General features: G+C 31.6%; 16 protein-coding genes. 8 read left to right on the plus strand and 8 right to left on the minus strand.

The genetic code is table 11. The features are described 5' to 3' along the window. Nucleotides 1–90: 90 nt before the first annotated feature. Together folE and KM029_RS08935 are read right to left on the minus strand one after the other, a co-directional pair. Complete coding sequence (folE, locus tag KM029_RS08930; protein ID WP_144072955.1) at nt 91–825, minus strand: GTP cyclohydrolase I FolE; 735 nt, start codon at nt 823–825, stop codon at nt 91–93. Beyond that, nucleotides 785–1,195 carry a 6-pyruvoyl trahydropterin synthase family protein gene (locus tag KM029_RS08935; RefSeq protein WP_144072956.1) on the minus strand — a complete coding sequence of 137 codons (411 nt, stop codon included), beginning with the start codon at nt 1,193–1,195 and terminating at the stop codon, nt 785–787. Before KM029_RS08935 ends, folE begins: the two co-directional genes overlap by 41 nt. A gap of 278 nt (nt 1,196–1,473) precedes the next feature. Between KM029_RS08935 and KM029_RS08940 the strand changes: the two genes are divergently transcribed. Beyond that, on the plus strand, nt 1,474–2,418 hold the full coding sequence (locus KM029_RS08940) for a hydrogen peroxide-inducible genes activator (protein ID WP_144072957.1): 945 nt from the start codon (nt 1,474–1,476) through the stop codon (nt 2,416–2,418). A gap of 120 nt (nt 2,419–2,538) precedes the next feature. On the opposite strand, the gene KM029_RS08945 is transcribed toward KM029_RS08940, so the two are convergent. Beyond that, on the minus strand, nt 2,539–3,090 hold the full coding sequence (locus tag KM029_RS08945; protein ID WP_144072958.1) for a hypothetical protein: 552 nt from the start codon (nt 3,088–3,090) through the stop codon (nt 2,539–2,541). A 278-nt stretch (nt 3,091–3,368) separates the two neighbouring features. Here KM029_RS08945 and KM029_RS08950 point away from each other — a divergent pair, with 278 nt between their 5' ends. Continuing rightward, nucleotides 3,369–6,302, plus strand: coding sequence for an FAD-binding and (Fe-S)-binding domain-containing protein (locus KM029_RS08950; protein WP_144072959.1), 2,934 nt, complete (start codon nt 3,369–3,371; stop codon nt 6,300–6,302). 324 nt (nt 6,303–6,626) lie between these two features. Beyond that, entirely contained in the window at nt 6,627–7,514 is an 888-nt protein-coding gene (locus KM029_RS08955; protein WP_144072960.1) for an NmrA family NAD(P)-binding protein, read from the plus strand. On the opposite strand, the gene KM029_RS08960 is transcribed toward KM029_RS08955, so the two are convergent. Beyond that, nucleotides 7,511–8,200 carry a Dph6-related ATP pyrophosphatase gene (locus tag KM029_RS08960; protein WP_144072961.1) on the minus strand — a complete coding sequence of 230 codons (690 nt, stop codon included), beginning with the start codon at nt 8,198–8,200 and terminating at the stop codon, nt 7,511–7,513. The two genes, KM029_RS08955 and KM029_RS08960, sit on opposite strands and share 4 nt — an antisense overlap. Nucleotides 8,201–8,477: 277 nt before the next feature. Here KM029_RS08960 and cysS point away from each other — a divergent pair, with 277 nt between their 5' ends. Further along, nucleotides 8,478–9,983, plus strand: coding sequence for a cysteine--tRNA ligase (gene cysS, locus KM029_RS08965; protein WP_144072962.1), 1,506 nt, complete (start codon nt 8,478–8,480; stop codon nt 9,981–9,983). Between the two features lie 67 nt (nt 9,984–10,050). On the opposite strand, the gene KM029_RS08970 is transcribed toward cysS, so the two are convergent. The 4 genes from KM029_RS08970 to KM029_RS08985 are packed head-to-tail and all read right to left on the minus strand — an operon-like array spanning nt 10,051 to nt 12,080. Next, entirely contained in the window at nt 10,051–10,617 is a 567-nt protein-coding gene (locus KM029_RS08970; RefSeq protein ID WP_144072963.1) for a class I SAM-dependent methyltransferase, read from the minus strand. A gap of 4 nt (nt 10,618–10,621) precedes the next feature. Continuing rightward, nucleotides 10,622–11,146 carry a GNAT family N-acetyltransferase gene (locus tag KM029_RS08975; RefSeq protein ID WP_144072964.1) on the minus strand — a complete coding sequence of 175 codons (525 nt, stop codon included), beginning with the start codon at nt 11,144–11,146 and terminating at the stop codon, nt 10,622–10,624. Then, nucleotides 11,143–11,718 carry a uracil-DNA glycosylase family protein gene (locus KM029_RS08980; protein WP_144072965.1) on the minus strand — a complete coding sequence of 192 codons (576 nt, stop codon included), beginning with the start codon at nt 11,716–11,718 and terminating at the stop codon, nt 11,143–11,145. Before KM029_RS08980 ends, KM029_RS08975 begins: the two co-directional genes overlap by 4 nt. Continuing rightward, nucleotides 11,718–12,080 carry a DUF1304 domain-containing protein gene (locus KM029_RS08985; protein WP_144072966.1) on the minus strand — a complete coding sequence of 121 codons (363 nt, stop codon included), beginning with the start codon at nt 12,078–12,080 and terminating at the stop codon, nt 11,718–11,720. The genes KM029_RS08980 and KM029_RS08985 overlap by 1 nt, the downstream gene beginning before the upstream one ends. Before the next feature lie 384 nt (nt 12,081–12,464). On the opposite strand from KM029_RS08985, the gene KM029_RS08990 reads away from it, so the two are divergent. The 4 genes from KM029_RS08990 to KM029_RS09005 all read left to right on the plus strand — a co-directional run bounded on the left by KM029_RS08990 (nt 12,465) and on the right by KM029_RS09005 (nt 16,799). Beyond that, nucleotides 12,465–13,613 (plus strand): T9SS type A sorting domain-containing protein, encoded by a 1,149-nt coding sequence (locus KM029_RS08990; protein ID WP_144072967.1) that lies wholly within the window; start codon nt 12,465–12,467, stop codon nt 13,611–13,613. Between the two features lie 176 nt (nt 13,614–13,789). Further along, nucleotides 13,790–14,629: an exonuclease domain-containing protein gene (locus tag KM029_RS08995; protein WP_158631011.1), complete on the plus strand. Its 840-nt coding sequence runs from the start codon at nt 13,790–13,792 to the stop codon at nt 14,627–14,629. A 12-nt stretch (nt 14,630–14,641) separates the two neighbouring features. Then, complete coding sequence (locus tag KM029_RS09000; RefSeq protein ID WP_144072968.1) at nt 14,642–15,988, plus strand: 1-acyl-sn-glycerol-3-phosphate acyltransferase; 1,347 nt, start codon at nt 14,642–14,644, stop codon at nt 15,986–15,988. Further along, nucleotides 15,975–16,799, plus strand: a complete 825-nt coding sequence (locus tag KM029_RS09005) for a patatin-like phospholipase family protein (RefSeq protein WP_144072969.1) — start codon at nt 15,975–15,977, stop codon at nt 16,797–16,799. The genes KM029_RS09000 and KM029_RS09005 overlap by 14 nt, the downstream gene beginning before the upstream one ends. Nucleotides 16,800–16,802: the final 3 nt, after the last annotated feature.

Here is a 16,802-nt window from a genome sequence, read left to right on the forward strand (position 1 = left end):
GTACTATACAAATTAACAGGATTTGATTAAAAAGAAAAGAGGTTGTCTCAAAACTGAAACAACCTCCTTAAACTACTGATATATTTTTTACTAATCTGATGATTTCGGCACCAAACTTAAGAATTCCTTTCTAGTAGCTTCTTCTTTAAATTTACCACTAAAGTGAGAAGTTACTGTTGCACTGTAGGTATCTTCAATGCCTCGCATAGATACACACAAGTGTTTTGCATCAATAAGAACAGCAACATCTTCAGTACCTAAGGTTTTCTTTAAATCTTCTGCAATTTGCACTGTTAAACGTTCTTGAACCTGAGGGCGCTTGGCATAATGCTGAACAATTCTATTGATTTTAGAGAGACCAATAACTTGTCCATTAGAAATATAAGCTACATGAGCCATTCCAATAATTGGCACAAAATGATGTTCGCAATTTGAGTAGAAATGAATGTTCTTCTCAATAAGCATTTCATCATACTTATATTTATTATCAAAAAGTTTGATATCAGGCCTATTTTCAGGGTTTAAACCACTAAAAATTTCCTTCACATACATTTTGGCAACTCTTTTCGGAGTTCCTTTCAAGCTATCATCATTAAGATCTAAGCCTAAAATATCCATTATTTCTTTAAAGTGACCTGAAATCTTTTCAACTTTCTCGTCATCAGAAAGATCAAAGGCTCCCTCTCTCATAGGCGTATCGTAAGATGTTCCTACATGATTATCACCTATTTCATCTATATCTTCTTCAATATGAACCTTCACTCCATTAGATTGATGGACAACCTTAGATTGAAGGGTATTCCACGAAGTTTCGTTCTGTTTCATATAAAATAACTTTTAGGTCAAACTTACTTTCCAATTGATCTCTCAAGATCTGCCATATTACCACGCAGATATTTTCTGCAGTTGGGTTTAGGCCTTTGAACTCATCAACCTCTTCGTTTAAATTTTTATGATCCAATCTATCTAATACATGTTCTTTCATGATATCCTTAAGGATTTTCATATCTATAACATATCCAGTGATTGGATCAATCTCTCCTGTAACTTTTACATAGAGATCATAATTGTGTCCATGATAATACGGGTTATTACACTTTCCAAATATCTTTGTATTCTCTTCTGGAGACAATGCTGAGTTATGTAGACGATGAGCCGCATTAAAATGTGCTTTTCTTGATACTGTTACTTTCATTAAATAATGGTAAGCGCCGTAAATTAGGGTGTTACACTGAAAAACTCGTACCAAAGAGTATCACAAAGTTACAATAGTATATTTATTATCTATAAACATTCTAAAATACTTTACGATCATTATGAACAAACGATGTTTAAACAGCAATTAATAAAAATTATCACTCAAGATAATACATTCTTTAACTTTTCTTCAATCAATAAACTTCAAATAATATAAATTGTTTTTAATTCGAATTAATTAGTTGGTATTTTTGATTATCAATTGAATAAAAAATTATGACAATAACACAACTTGAATATATCGTTGCAGTAGATCAGTATCAAAACTTTTCTATTGCTGCAGAAAAATGTAATGTAACTCAGCCTACATTAAGTATGCAAATTAAAAAGTTAGAGGATATTCTTGATGTGGTGATTTTTGATAGAGGTAAACAACCAATTATCCCTACAGAAATTGGGAAGAAAATTATTGAACAGGGTAAGGTAATATTATCAGAAGCAAAAAAAGTAAATGATATAATATTACAACATAAAGGTGAAATTAATGGTGAATTGAAGGTGGGTATAATTCCTACTTTAGCACCTTATTTACTTCCTCTTTTTGCTGGTAGCATTTCTAAAAAATACCCTAATTTACAATTAACAGTTAAGGAGTTACAAACTGAAGAAATTATTCAGCATTTACATAAAGATCTTATTGATGTAGGGCTATTAGTAACTCCAATTAATGAAAAAGGGATTACTGAACGTCCATTATTTTATGAGGAAATCTTAGTTTATACCAACCCAGAATATAAATTTGAGAAACAACTTGAGGTAAGTTTAGCAGATTTAACCTCTCCTGATATCTGGCTTTTGAGTGCTGGTCATTGTTTTAGAGATCAAATGATAAATCTATGTTCTTACCAAAGTAAAAATAAGATGAATTCTAATTTACCAATCTCTTATGAAAGCGGTTCCTTAGAAACATTAATCCGTTTAGTTGACAAAGAAGGTGGTTTTACCTTATTACCTGAGTTGGCTGTTGATGAACTTTCTGAAGACGCTCAAGAACATATTAGAACATTTACAGAAGAAAGACCAATGAGGGAAGTAAGTATTGTACACGCAAGAAATTTTGCCAAAGCAAGCTTAATTGATGCTTTATCAAAAACTATTCAAGAATGTGTACCAAAAGAATTACTCACAAGAGACAGGGGAAATGTAGTTGAATGGAGGTAATTACGTCAATTATCTCTTTTTTTCAATCAAAAGAAAATTATCGCTAAAAAGCATTAAAGATAGATTGTAAAGGTAGTTATCATATATAAAATTGAAGTGCTTCTGGCACTTTCAACTAATTTAATAGTCACCGTTATTTATCATATTAATTTCTTCCAACTCCTCTAAACGAGCTTCATGTTCATCCACCCATTTGGTTAAGTTATACTCTTCTTCGGGGTATAATTCATGATATGGAACATATTCACTTCCCATAGCACTAAATTTCTCTGTAAAGTACACTTCTATTTGTCCAAAGTTTAAACTAATATTTTCTGTCCAAACAGCATAGTCATTTTTTGTATATGCTTGTTGGGCAATTTTTCTTTCTATTTTGGCCTGTTCTAATTCTTGCTGATATCCTTGATCTTGATTCATTAAATCATTTTTAAGAATTTCATAAAGCTGATATTCATCTGGAGTAATATCAAAAAGGTCTTTTCCAAAATATCTACTCCACAAATATTCATCAGTGGGGTTTTGCTTTAATTGCGACCAAATACGTGGTTTAACTAGAGGATCTTCAAGTAGTTCTTCATCATCATAATATTGTGCATAAGAAACACTTGTAGAAAAAACCCATAGGGTAATTAATACACTGATTTTCAGCACTATTTTAAAAAATGATAGCATAAATAAAATAATCAAAAAGGCTTGTAATAAAGCGTCATACACTTACTATAACTATAAATACAACGTAATAGTTGATCCATAATTTTAATGTAAGTATAAAAAATGAAAAAATGATGCCAAATATTTTAATTGTACTATTTCTTTTACTAAAATAAAATATACTTTCTTACAACTGTCTTATTCATACATTAATAGTATATTTGTAATTCACATAGGCTAATCAAATCTAGATCGTAAACACTACTAACATTAACTTATCACGTTTTTAATTGGAAATTATGACGGCTAAATTAAACATTGACAAAAGATATCTACAGAGATTAGATAGCCAACTTCAAGGAACTTTACATTATGATGATGTAATGCGTACTCTTTATTCTACAGATGCTTCTGCATATAGAGAGCTTCCCCTTGCTGTCGCTTTTCCTAAAAATGATAGCGATTTAAAGACACTTATAGAATTTGCAGATAAGCACAATACATCTCTAATACCAAGAACTGCTGGTACATCTTTAGCAGGACAGGTTGTAGGAAATGGTATTGTTGTCGATGTTTCTCGCACATTCACAAAAATATTAGAAGTTAATAAAGAAGAAAGTTGGGTCAGAGTTCAACCTGGTGTTGTTCGTGACGAACTTAATAAACACATTGCTAGTGAAGGGTTGTTTTTTGGACCCGAAACATCAACTGCTAATAGAGCAATGGTTGGTGGTATGGTTGGTAACAACTCATGCGGTTCTAACTCTGTACAATATGGGTCTACTAGAGATCATTTATTAGAAATAAAAGGTTTTTTAAGTGATGGTTCTGAAGTGACTTTTAAAGATGTTACTCCAGAAGAATTTGAAGAAAAAACAAAGCTGAACACTTTAGAGGGGCAACTTTATAAAGAGGTAAAAGAAATGCTTTTACCAGAAGAAGTAAGAAAAGAAATTGCTAAAGAGTTTCCTAAACCTTCTATTCCAAGAAGAAATACTGGATATGCTATTGATCTTCTTGCATTAATGCAGCCATTTAACCCAAATGGTAAACCATTTAACTTCTGTGAATTAATTGCAGGTTCTGAAGGTACTTTAATCTTTATGACTGAAATTAAATTACATTGTAACCCTACTCCACCCCAATTTAAAGGTGTTTTATGTGCTCAATTTGATTCTATTGATGCTGCATTAAAAGCCAATTTAGTATCTTTAAAGTTTGATCCTACTGCTGTAGAATTAATGGATAAATATATCCTTGATTGTACAAAAAATAGTATTGAACACCGTCAAAATAGATTTTTCTTAAACGGAGACCCTGCAGCTGTATTAGTCACAGAAATTGCTCGTGATTCTGAAGAAGAAATGCGTAAAGTTGCTAAAGAGCTAGAAGATGCTTACAAGGCACAAGGAATGGGTAACTTCTACAAACTAGTAGAAGGTGGAGATGTAAAACGTGTTTGGGATTTGCGAAAAGCGGGTCTTGGTTTACTATCTAATGTACCTGGTGATCCAAAAGCAGCACCTGTAATTGAAGATACTGCAGTAGATGTAGAGGATTTACCCGAATACATTGCAGAGTTTAACGAAATTCTAAAACAAAGGAACCTTACATGTGTACATTATGCACATGCAGGATCTGGAGAACTTCACTTACGTCCAATTCTTGATTTAAAGACAGAAGAGGGCAATAAAATGTTCAAAACAATTGCAGAGGACATTGCTAAACTTGTAAAGAAATTTAATGGTTCTTTAAGTGGTGAGCATGGTGACGGACGTTTACGTGGAGAATTTATTGAATCTATGATTGGAACGAAGAACTTTAAACTTGTTGAACAGGTGAAACGTTCTTGGGATAGTAAAAATATATTCAACCCTAATAAGATTGTTGATACACCGCCAATGAACGAAAGTTTACGTTTTATGCCTGGTATAGAAACTCCAGATATTAAAACAACTTTTGACTTTAGCGATGCACATGGCGTATTAAGAGCAGCTGAGTTTTGTAATGGTGCTGGTGCGTGTAGAAAAACCGAAGTGACTGGTGGTACAATGTGCCCTAGTTATATGGCTACACGTAACGAGAAAAACACTACTCGTGCAAGAGCAAATATATTAAGGGAATATTTACGTGCTCCTTACAAGATCAATAATTTTAATCATAAAGAAATTTATGAAGTGATGGACCTTTGCCTTTCTTGTAAAGGGTGTAAATCTGAATGTCCATCAAATGTAGATATTGCAAAACTTAAGGCAGAGTTCCTTCAACAATATTACGAAGCAAACGGGGCACCAATGAGAGCTAAAATGATTGCTTATTTCCCTCGTTTAACGCAAATAGCAGCAGCAACACCTTCATTATTTAATTTTGCTATTAGTAATCCATTAACTGGTAGTATTTTTAAATCAATTACAGGGTTTGCACAAGAAAGAGATGTTCCTAAAATTCATAAGCACACTTTCAAAAGTTGGTTAAAGAAAAGAACTCCAAAAGCTGCTCAAAAAGGTACAGTATATATCTTCTGCGATGAATTTACCAACTTCAATGATACACCTCTTGGCTTAAAAACTATTGAGTTATTAGAAGCTTTAGGCTACGAAGTACTTTGGAAACCTCACGTAGAAAGTGGAAGAACTTTCCTTTCTAAAGGATTTGTAAAAGAAGCAAAAGATTTAGCATGTACTAATGTAGATATGCTAAAAGATTATATCAGCGAAGAAACTCCTCTTATTGGTATTGAACCATCTACAATCATGGCATTTAGAGATGAATATCCTGATCTGGTACACGCCCACCAAAAAGAGGATGCTCGTAATCTAGCTGATAATGCTCTAATGATTGATGAGTTTATTGCAAGAGAAGTGAAAGCAGGAAATATTTCTTCTGATCAATTTACTGAAGAGGAAAAATTAATTAAACTTCATACTCACTGCCAACAAAAAGCTACGGGTACTCAAGTTACAGGTAAGCAAATGTTAGGTTTACCTAAGAACTATAAAGTTCAAATTATTCCTTCGGGATGTTGCGGTATGGCAGGTTCGTTTGGATATGAAAAAGAACACTATAAAGTTTCTATGGATGTTGGAGAATTAGTATTATTCCCAACAATTCGAAAACAACCAAGTGATGTAATTATTGCAGCAGCAGGTACAAGCTGTAGACATCAAATTAAAGATGGAACAGAGCGAGAAGCACTTCACCCTGTTGAAATCTTACTAGATGCTTTGAAATAAAATATAGCATACGGTTTTATAAAATTAGCGACTTCTATTTAATAGGAGTCGCTTTTATTTTGTCAAAACATAAGTAAGGTTTAATCATAACCGATAAAGACCAAATAATGCCTTATTCTATGGAATATAGTTATTTACAGTATTCAATTCTTTAAATAATACTATAAACCTACAATAAATACCATGTAATAAATTTTCATTTTTCACATTTAAATATGTTTACTGAAAAAACATTAACAACCTGTTTATATGAGTTAATATATAATGTGATGCTCCGTATCAATATTTAGTTTTACAATTCATAATTGAATTCAAGTTGTATTGATGCAAAAAAAAGAAAAAAACATATTAATTACTGGTGCAAAAAGTATTATTGGTCAAGAAGTAATGCGTTACCTTTCTAGAGACTATTCTCACCAAATTATTGAAGGTGGAAGACAAGAGAGTAGTGCAGAAAAACACGAATACCGTTATCTTGATTTAAATGATGTGAATACTTTTTCAAGTGCTTTAAAAAATATTGATACTGTTTTTTTAGTTTTTCCTCGTGCAATTAAATCTGTAAAGAATACTTTTATTACTTTTCTAGATGTCTGTAAAAAAGAACATGTAAAGGAGATTATATTTTGTTCAATTAAAAAATCAAATTTTAGTTTTTTTGTTCCTCACAATAAGGTAGAGAGTTTAATAAAAAAAAGTGGGTTAAAATATACAATTGTTGCTCCTTCTTATTTTATGCAAAACTTAACTACTTTTTTCTTAGATGATATTAAAAGCAATCAGTGTGTTGCTATTCCAGGGTATAGCAGTAAAATTAATTGGATAGACGCAAGAAATGTTGGTTATGTAATTACCAAAATTCTTCATGATATGACCAATTATGAAAACTCTACAATGGAACTAACAGGGGATGAAAATAAAGATTTTATGGAAGTTTGTGCAAAACTAACAGCCGTTTTATCAAGAGATATAGAGATCCAACCAAACACAAAATTATTTATTAAATCTCTAAAAGAGAAAGGGTTAACATCTAGTGAAATAAACAAATTACTTATTTTTCATTTTGCTGAAAGCTTCAGTAAAAGTAAAACGAATATTAATAATAACTACGAAAAAATAGCCAATAAAAAACCGACACGGTTGCATGAGTTTATCATGCGTCACATATCGGATTTATCGTGTTCTAAATCTCCGCAGTTAACATTAATCTAAGGTTGAAGATCACAAAAATGAAACTTTGAATTGATTTCATTCCCTTCTGCATCTTTGTAATTATATTCTCTTATAATCTTATCACCAATCTTAAAGTCTATTGGTTGATTAAAAATTGGACCATCAAACACAAAAGTATGGAATTCACCATTTTCACCACAGGGGTCAATTCCCTCAGGTAAATCATTTAAAAAGTCCATATCTAAAACTCTTCCAATAAATTTCTCACCCATTGTATCGTTAACTGCAACTGTTACAGCCTTAAAACCTGCATTAACAAAATCCTTATACAATTGTAACGTATTTCCTCCCCAAAGTGGAAATTGACATTTTAGGCCGACTTCAGCCATTTTATCTTCTCTATATTTCCTTAAGTCTTCTAAAAAGATATCCCCAAGAATTAAATCTTCAATTCCTTTATCAACAAAAGGTTTTAAATGATTTGCCAATTCTCTATCATATGTTTCCATACCAACATCTTCTGCCAAATACATTTTATACAAAGGTAAATTAATAGACTTTGCTTGTTTATCTAGTAGTGCTTCTTGCACACCATGCATACTAATACGTTTGTATTCTTCAGAAAGTGAAGTAAATAAACCAACAACTTCCCATTCTTTTATTGCTTTAAACAGCGCAAATGAAGAATCTTTACCTCCACTCCATTGAAATAATGCCTTTTTCATTTTCTAATCAATTATTTTTTTTACTTTTGAAGTATAATTCAAGGTAATTTATGAAAAGCATCCTACATATCGCCCCTAGATATATCATCTTATTACGATGTTGTTGATACTCAGTATCAAAACTTGCATAACTTCTGTGCAAGGATAATTACCCCCTGTAAAATCAATTTTTGAATTCTTTTTTATCGGTAAAAGTCGAAGGAAGTTCTCTGTATTTGTCTCAGAGAATATTTGCATCTTTGTGCTTTCCGCTAAAATCCATATAAATATTGCGAACATGCAACTAGATTTAAGAAAACAACTGAAAGTTTATAACACACTTTCTGGAAAGAAAGAGCTTTTTGAACCTATCAACCCTCCATTTGTTGGAATGTACGTTTGTGGGCCTACAGTTTATGGCGATGCGCATTTAGGGCATTCTAGACCTGCTATAACTTTTGATGTTATTTTTAGATACTTAAAACACCAAGATTTTAAGGTGCGTTATGTTCGTAATATCACAGATGTTGGGCATTTAGTTGGAGATGCAGACGAAGGAGAAGATAAAATTGCGAAAAAAGCAAAATTAGAGCAAATCGAACCTATGGAAGTGGTGCAATTCTATACAGATAGATACCACAAAGATATGGCTGCTTTAAATGTACTTCCTCCAAGTATTGAACCTCGTGCAACTGGCCATATTATTGAGCAAATAGAAATGATCGAAAAGATTATTGAAGCTGGATATGGTTACGAATCTAACGGGTCGGTGTATTTTGATGTAGTTAAATACAACGAAGACAAACCTTATGGTATTCTTTCTGGTAGAAAACTAGAAGATATGCTAGAGGGAACACGTGATTTAGATGGTGGAAGTGATAAGAAAAACCATGTAGATTTTGCTTTATGGAAAAAGGCTGAACCTCAACACATCATGCGTTGGAATTCTCCTTGGTCTGTTGGTTTTCCTGGATGGCACCTTGAATGTTCTGCAATGTCTGCAAAATATTTAGGCAATCAATTTGATATACATGGTGGTGGAATGGATTTAAAATTCCCTCATCACGAAGCAGAAATTGCTCAATCTGAAGCATGTAATCATGTTGCTCCTGCAAAATATTGGTTACACAATAATTTAATTACCATCAACGGTCAGAAGATGGGTAAATCATTGGGTAACTTTATTACACTAGAAGAGTTATTTGCTGGAAACCACGAGTTATTAGAAGAAGCTTACAGTCCTATGACAATCCGTTTCTTTGTTTTGCAAGCTCAATACAGAAGTACGATAGATTTTTCTAATGAAGCTCTTCAGGCTGCTCGTAAAGGCTACCGTAAGGTGATGAATGGTTTACGTTTAGCGAAGAGTATGCAGTATGATGCAGACGAAAATGTAGCGGTAAATCAGAAGCAAGAAAAGAATATTGAAAGTATCATCAATTCTATTTATAGAGGTATGAATGATGATTTCAATACTGCAGTTGCAATGGCAGGTATTTTCAACTTATTAAAGAAAATAAATGCTGTACATACTGGTAATATTCCTGCTGCACAATTAGGAGAAAAAGCATTCAATGATATGCTCTCTACCTATATCACTTTTATTGAGGATGTATTGGGATTAAAGGAAGAAACACCTGATCAGTTTTTTACTGCTTTAGACTATATTTTAAAAGATTACAGTGTAGCAAAAGATACACGTGATTACGATAAAGTTGATGCAATTCGTGCTCAATTAAAAGAGATGGGAGTTGTTGTAAAAGATACTAAATCAGGTATTGAATGGGCTTATGATGAAGTCTAAACTGTTCTAAGTTATTTATATAGATTGCCTCTGATTTAATAATAAAATCAGAGGCTTTTTTATGTTCTTATTTTTTTCTTCCAATGATTACAATCGAATCATCTTTATCAAATTCTTTGTATTTTTCTAATTTCAAAACTTCAAAATAAGGTGTGTAAATTTCTAATAAGCGTTTTTCGTCTTGATAGTTCACATACATCCCTTTAAAGTTTTCATCACCTTCTCCATACCAATAAGAGTGACAAACTACTCCTCCATCATTTAAAAGTACTGCCTGCCTTTCTACAGACATTTCGATTTCTTTATCTGTCAGATGTTGTAATACTTTGTTGGCATATATTCCATCAAAATTTATTGCTGTTTTTAATGTAATGGCATCTAATTCTAAAAACTCACCTTCAGGGAATTTTTCCTTTAAATGATGAAGAAACTCTTTCGAAAAATCAGAACCAATTGTTTTAAAAGATACATTTAAAATACTCCAATCAGTACCTGGACCAGAACCAATTTCTAAAACTGCATCTCCTTTTTTAAGCACATTTTCAAACAGTCTGATTAAATTTTCACTATTTACATCCTTTGCCATCTGGATATACTCTTTAACAGATTGTTCTGTATGATAATATTCTCCCATTATTTTATTTCCATTCTTTCTTTAAAAGTGCAAAAATAATATCGTCTACCCACTCTCCTTTAAAGAATAAGCTTTGTATATGATGTGCCTCTTTTCTCATTCCTAATTTCTCCATTAATTTAAGAGAATCAACATTAGCTGGATCTACAGAAGCCGTTATTCTATGTTTGTTTAATTCCTTAAAAAGGAAATCAAATAGTACCGTTAAAGCTTCTTTTGCAAAACCTTTTCTTTGTTCATCTTTTGACAAAGTAATTCCTATCTCTACCTGTTCATTATCTATAAAATGAACGCCAATATCACCTATTAAATTATCTTCTCCTTTTTTACAAATCCCCAATTGAAACCACGTACCTATTTTATTAAAGTCAGTTGGTAATCTTAATATAAGCTGTTCTGCTTCTTTAAGAACCACAGGAACGAAGCTTTGGTATTTGTTAGCTTCAGTATCAGATCTATACGAGAAAAAATCTGGTGCATCATTTAAATCAATTGACCTTAATAGTAAACGGTTGGTCTCTAATTTCATTTTTGTAAAATTGACTTGATTAATACCTTAAAAGTAGGAAGAACATCTTCTTTAAACCAAGCATTTTTTTTCATCCAAATATTATTTCTTGGCGATGGATGAGGCAGTACAAAGAATTTAGGAAGATATTCTGCATAATTTTTAACTGTCACCGTGAGATTCTTTTTCGATATACCTTTCAAATAATAATCCTGAGCATATTTACCTACAAGTAATATAAGCTCTACATTAGTTAATAAAGGTAGAATTTCTGTATGCCATTTTGGGGCACATTCTTTTCTTGGAGGTAGATCACCAGATTTACCCGTACCCGGAAAACAAAACCCCATTGGTAAAATAGCTATCGTTTCTTTATCATAAAATTCTTCATTGGTCACCCCCATCCATTTTCTAAGGTTTTCGCCACTCTTATCATCCCAAGGAATTCCCGTTCTATCTACAACAGCTCCAGGTGCCTGTCCTACAATAATAATTTTACATTTTGGATGAAATGAAAATACAGGGTGCGGAGGATTTGGAATTTTACCAACACAAATCTCACATTTTTTTATTTCTTGAGTTAGTGTATCCATTATTTCAAAAGAATAAAAATGATAGTAATAACTGCAGGTACTCCTTGAACAAAAAAGATTTTTTTATCAACAGAATAGGCTCCATAAATCCCAGCTACGGTTACACAACTTAAAAAGAATAAAGCTACATTATCTGCCCATTCTGATGAAGAAATTAGAAGTGACCAAATTAAACCCGCTGCCAAAAAACCATTATACAACCCTTGATTGGCTGCCATCTCTTTAGTACTAGAAAAAAGCTCTTTAGGGAATTTATTGAAAACTTTCCTCCCTTTTGTTTCCCAAGCAAACATCTCAAAATAAAGAAAATAAAGATGTAAAAGAGCGACAATAACAATTAGAATAGAAATAATAATTTGCATAATAGTTTTATTGATTGATAAATGATTTTGTAAGATAAATCAAAAGATTGGTATATGAGAAAATCGGTTTATAAAAGAATATTTTCAATAATCCCATAACACTACCAATAATGAATAAACACTCATTTAATTACCTAATTAGCAAAAAGTTCCAAATAATTTACCATCCTACAAGAAAAACCTACATCAACTAAATATTAGTTATTAAAACAATTTGAAAGTAAAATTAGTTTACGTTTATTTGCATTTAATAAAGATTCTTCTTCATAATTGGTGTAAACAGTAATATAATTCAAACCTAATTCCCCAATATTACGTGACCCAAGGAAGAAATTAAACTTCTTGTATTCTTAAACATTCTATACAGGCTTTAAATATTACATCATGCATAAATTCTTTACATTACTTCTATTTATTTTTACTAATAATATATATGCCCAATTTTGTTCTCCTACTACACAAGATGATGTAGAAAAAACAATTACTATTACATCTGATTGTAGTCTTAATGGATTGGTGGAGTATTCTGTATTATCTGGATATGACTTAATAATAAACAACAATATTACATTAGAAATTAAAACTACAGGTAATGTCGATAACTATGTACAAATTAATGGAAATATAACTTTAAATGAAGGAGCTAGCTTAACTATTGAAAGTGAAGCATTTTTCATTATTAATGGTAATTTAAGTTTAAGTGGAAATAATAATATCACTATCGGTGGAGGAGGTAATTTTAAATCTGCATATTTAATTGTTACTGGTGATTTTGCTAGTAATGGAGTAGGATCTTCATTAGTAGTAGCAAATAAAGGTACTATTTATGCAGGGTCAACATCAGGACTAGGAACACCTAGTGTTTCAACTGGATCTCACGATGGCATATATATTGAAGGTGATGACGATCTAGGAATTGAAGATCATAGAGATTTTATTTTGGCAAATTCTGTAGCAGATAGAGTCTCAGATCTCCCAGTAGAACTAATTTCTTTCGAAGCAACTGTAAATCCAAACAACACAACACTTACATGGTCTACAGCCTCAGAGCAAAATGCATCTCATTTTGATGTAATGCGTTCTAATGACAAAAGAAATTGGGAGGTATTAGCAACTTTAGATGCTGCAGGTAATTCTAATGTAAAAAGAGATTATAAATTTGTAGACAACGATTTATTAACGGCTGTCACTTACTATAAATTAGTACAGGTTGATTTTGATGAAGCTTACGAAGAATTTGGTCCTTTAACTGTTTATCCTAATGGAGTAGAGAAATCATTAACTGCCAATATATTTCCTAATCCATCAGCAGATGGTTCAAAAATACAACTAGATGGTTTATCTTTAGGTAATAGTATTCAACTAAGTGTAATTGATAAATCTGGCAGAATGATCTTTCAAGATACAATTCAAGATTCTCCAGAAAGTTTATTATATAATTTAGAAACAAGAACAACTTTATACCCTGGTAATTATTTAATAGTTATTCAATCAGGGAATGAAAAAATTGTCAAAAGATATATTCAACAGTAAATGTAATATTGAATACATTTCTAATGATCACCTTACCAAAAAAGTAAGGTGATTTTTTTTGTTTAAATTAAAATACAACTTAATCTTTCTTAATACTTACATTTGCTGATTAAGTTCATTACTAATGATCATAAGAAATGCTGAACTTTGTAAGTTCAGAAGAGGATATAGAATAAATGGAGTTTACAGCAATAGATTTTGAAACGGCACATGGTGCTAGATGGAGTATTTGCCAAGTGGGTATTGTACGTGTAAAGAATGGTGTTATTATAGATAGGTACGAGTCTTTAATTCGCCCACCAGATAATAGGTACCATGCTTTTAATACTACAATTCATGGAATTACGGCAGAAATGACGGCTAATGCTCCTAGTTTGTTTGATATCTGGGATGAAATGAAACCCTATATTGAAGGTCAACTTATTGTTGCTCATAATGCTGGTTTTGATGTTTCGGCATTAGAACAGACATTAGAACTCTATGATCTTGATATCCCCTCTTTTGAATACGATTGTACTTATAAACTTACAGGTGCCGCTTTAGATGATATTTGCTATACCTATGGTTGGGAATTAAAACACCACGATGCACTTGCTGATGCAGAAGCATGTGCTAAAATGTATATAGAGTTATTATCCGAAAAGCAGCTTCCTGTTTTTGAAAAAAATCCATTTAAAAAGAAGAAAAAAACTGCTCCGTACCGCACTCAACTATCTGGTGAAATATTAAGACCTGATTTTGATAATGCAGATCCTGATAGTCCTTTTTATAGACAAAAAGTGGTTATTACTGGTGTTTTTGATACTTGGGAGAGATTAGAATTAGCTACCATATTAAAAGGTTTAGGTGCTAAAATAAATACAAACATTTCTGGTCAAACTAATTTAGTAATGGTTGGAGAAGACCCCGGACCAAGTAAATTACAGAAAGTAAGAACCTTAAATCAACAAGGAAAAGATATTCAAATCCTTAAAGAGCAAGAATTAAAAGAAATACTTTCTATCGTAAATTCTTAAAGCTACTCCCTTATGAACTTTACATTATACACATTTATAAAAAACATTATAAAGCACATCTATACTAATCTTGTATTTTATAAAGTTGAAAAAAACGGTTGGGAAAATATTCCAAAAGATAAACCACTCATTTTTGCAGTTACACACCCACTAATGCACATGGATGCTGTAGTAATGGGAACAACTTTTACAAGACCGCTTCATTTTCTAACAAAGTCTACCGTTTTTAATACTCCATTTAAAAAATGGTTTTTTGGTAAATTAAACATGATCCCTGTTGTTCGAAAACAAGACGGTCCACAAGGTGAAGGTTTTTCTAATAAAAGTATGTTTGCTAGCTGTGTAAAAACATTAGAAAAAAATCAATGTCTTTTAATTTTCACAGAAGGAACGAGTATCTGGGAACGTAAATTACGCCCTTTAAAATCTGGAACTGCCCGTATTGGTTTCGAAGCAGAAGACAGTAACAATTTTAATTTGGGTGTTCATATAGTACCTGTAGCTTTAAATTATACCCATGCAACACAATTACTACCTAGCGTATCTATAGATATCGCACCTGCAATATGTGTTAAAGATTACCAAGAAGAATATAAAGAGAACCCCAATAAAGCAACAAAAAAAGTAACAAGTATTATTAAAGAACGTCTGTTAGAAAGGTATTTTACGCTTAATGATTTAGAAGAAGAAGATAATCTAAAAAGTGCATTAGTAATGCTAAACGAAGAACCTACAAATGGATGGGGTAGAAAAAAATCATTAAAAAAATACTTCGAAAATTTAAGAAAAGGAGTAGAAATTATAAACACCTCTAGTAAAAGTTCAATTCAAAATATCAACACTAAACTCACCAAATACAATGCTCTTTTAAAAAGCTATAAAATAGATGATCAAAGTCTTTGGAAAGCAGCTTCTGGAAATAAAAACGCAGTTCTATTTACATTAAAGTTTATATTTGCTTTAACTGTTTATCCTATTTATATAATAAGTTGGTTAATCAATTATACACCTTATAAACTATCTAAGTATTTAGGACAAAAATCTTCTGATGAAATAGAAGTATGGGGGGCAAACATGATTACCTTATTTGGTATATTTTATCCCATATTTTATGGTATATATATCTTTATTTTAAATCAGTTTTTAGCAATTAATGGTATAACTAATTTCTGTATATTCTTGGTATTTCCAATACTAACATATCTTTCCTTCTTTATGTATCAATTTTATAAAAAAGTAGCTTCAGATAGCAGAGTCTTTTTTTTATCAGCTTTTAATAAAGAGAAATACAACAAATTAGTTTCACTAAGAACAAGTATAGTTACTAACCTAGAAAATTTAATAAATGAGCACAAGTAATAAAAAGCCATATAAACTAGGTTTAGTTTTATCTGGTGGAGGGGCAAAAGGTTTAGCACATATTGGTGTTCTATTCTACCTAAAAGAGCTAGGCATTATTCCAGATGCAGTTGCAGGTACAAGCGCAGGATCTATTGTCGGTTCTATGTATGCTTATGGAACTCCACTTACTGAGATTCAAGACTTTTTTATAAAAACAGATTTATTTAATTGGAAAAAAAGAGCTTTTTTTAAGCCTCATATGACTTTTAAAGGAATTATTAATCCTAAATCTTTAAAAGACGACTTTAAAACTATAATAAAGAAAGATGACTTTGATGCTTGTGAGAAAGATCTTTTTGTAGTTGCTACAGATATGCAAAATGCAGAAGAAAAAATCTTTAGTACAGGTTCTATTGTAGATGCCGTTCTTGCGTCTTCAGCTTATCCTTTTGTATTTTCTCCAATGGAAATAGATGATATTATCTATAGTGATGGTGGAATTCTAAACCACTTTCCCCTTGATGTTATTAGAAATAAATGCGAAAAAGTTATTGGTGTTTATGTATCGCCTATTAGAACTTATGATAAAAGTGAATTAAATAGCGTTCAAAAAGTAGCTTTAAGAGCTTTATCTTTAAAAGGAGACAAAGAGGAGTTACATAAATTAAATGACTGTGACATAGCGATTTTCCCACAAGATTTAATTAATTTTAATACTTTCGATACACACCCAGATAAATTGAGCGAAATTGTTGATGTTGGTTACGAAGAAACAGCCAAACATCATGATGCTTTACTAAAATTACGTGAAGAGCTGAATGAGCTATAGTGT

The sequence above is a fragment of the Flammeovirga kamogawensis genome, assembly GCF_018736065.1.
GTDB lineage: Bacteria > Bacteroidota > Bacteroidia > Cytophagales > Flammeovirgaceae > Flammeovirga > Flammeovirga kamogawensis.

Excerpts from the sequence above, each read along its gene's own strand:
- folE (WP_144072955.1), bottom strand. The coding sequence starts at position 825 with ATGAAACAGAACGAAACTTCGTGGAATACCCTTCAATCTAAGGTTGTC.
- KM029_RS08935 (WP_144072956.1), bottom strand. The coding sequence starts at position 1,195 with ATGAAAGTAACAGTATCAAGAAAAGCACATTTTAATGCGGCTCATCGT.
- KM029_RS08940 (WP_144072957.1), top strand. The coding sequence starts at position 1,474 with ATGACAATAACACAACTTGAATATATCGTTGCAGTAGATCAGTATCAA.
- KM029_RS08945 (WP_144072958.1), bottom strand. The coding sequence starts at position 3,090 with ATGCTATCATTTTTTAAAATAGTGCTGAAAATCAGTGTATTAATTACC.
- KM029_RS08950 (WP_144072959.1), top strand. The coding sequence starts at position 3,369 with ATGACGGCTAAATTAAACATTGACAAAAGATATCTACAGAGATTAGAT.
- KM029_RS08955 (WP_144072960.1), top strand. The coding sequence starts at position 6,627 with ATGCAAAAAAAAGAAAAAAACATATTAATTACTGGTGCAAAAAGTATT.
- KM029_RS08960 (WP_144072961.1), bottom strand. The coding sequence starts at position 8,200 with ATGAAAAAGGCATTATTTCAATGGAGTGGAGGTAAAGATTCTTCATTT.
- cysS (WP_144072962.1), top strand. The coding sequence starts at position 8,478 with ATGCAACTAGATTTAAGAAAACAACTGAAAGTTTATAACACACTTTCT.
- KM029_RS08970 (WP_144072963.1), bottom strand. The coding sequence starts at position 10,617 with ATGGGAGAATATTATCATACAGAACAATCTGTTAAAGAGTATATCCAG.
- KM029_RS08975 (WP_144072964.1), bottom strand. The coding sequence starts at position 11,146 with ATGAAATTAGAGACCAACCGTTTACTATTAAGGTCAATTGATTTAAAT.
- KM029_RS08980 (WP_144072965.1), bottom strand. The coding sequence starts at position 11,718 with ATGGATACACTAACTCAAGAAATAAAAAAATGTGAGATTTGTGTTGGT.
- KM029_RS08985 (WP_144072966.1), bottom strand. The coding sequence starts at position 12,080 with ATGCAAATTATTATTTCTATTCTAATTGTTATTGTCGCTCTTTTACAT.
- KM029_RS08990 (WP_144072967.1), top strand. The coding sequence starts at position 12,465 with ATGCATAAATTCTTTACATTACTTCTATTTATTTTTACTAATAATATA.
- KM029_RS08995 (WP_158631011.1), top strand. The coding sequence starts at position 13,790 with ATGGAGTTTACAGCAATAGATTTTGAAACGGCACATGGTGCTAGATGG.
- KM029_RS09000 (WP_144072968.1), top strand. The coding sequence starts at position 14,642 with ATGAACTTTACATTATACACATTTATAAAAAACATTATAAAGCACATC.
- KM029_RS09005 (WP_144072969.1), top strand. The coding sequence starts at position 15,975 with ATGAGCACAAGTAATAAAAAGCCATATAAACTAGGTTTAGTTTTATCT.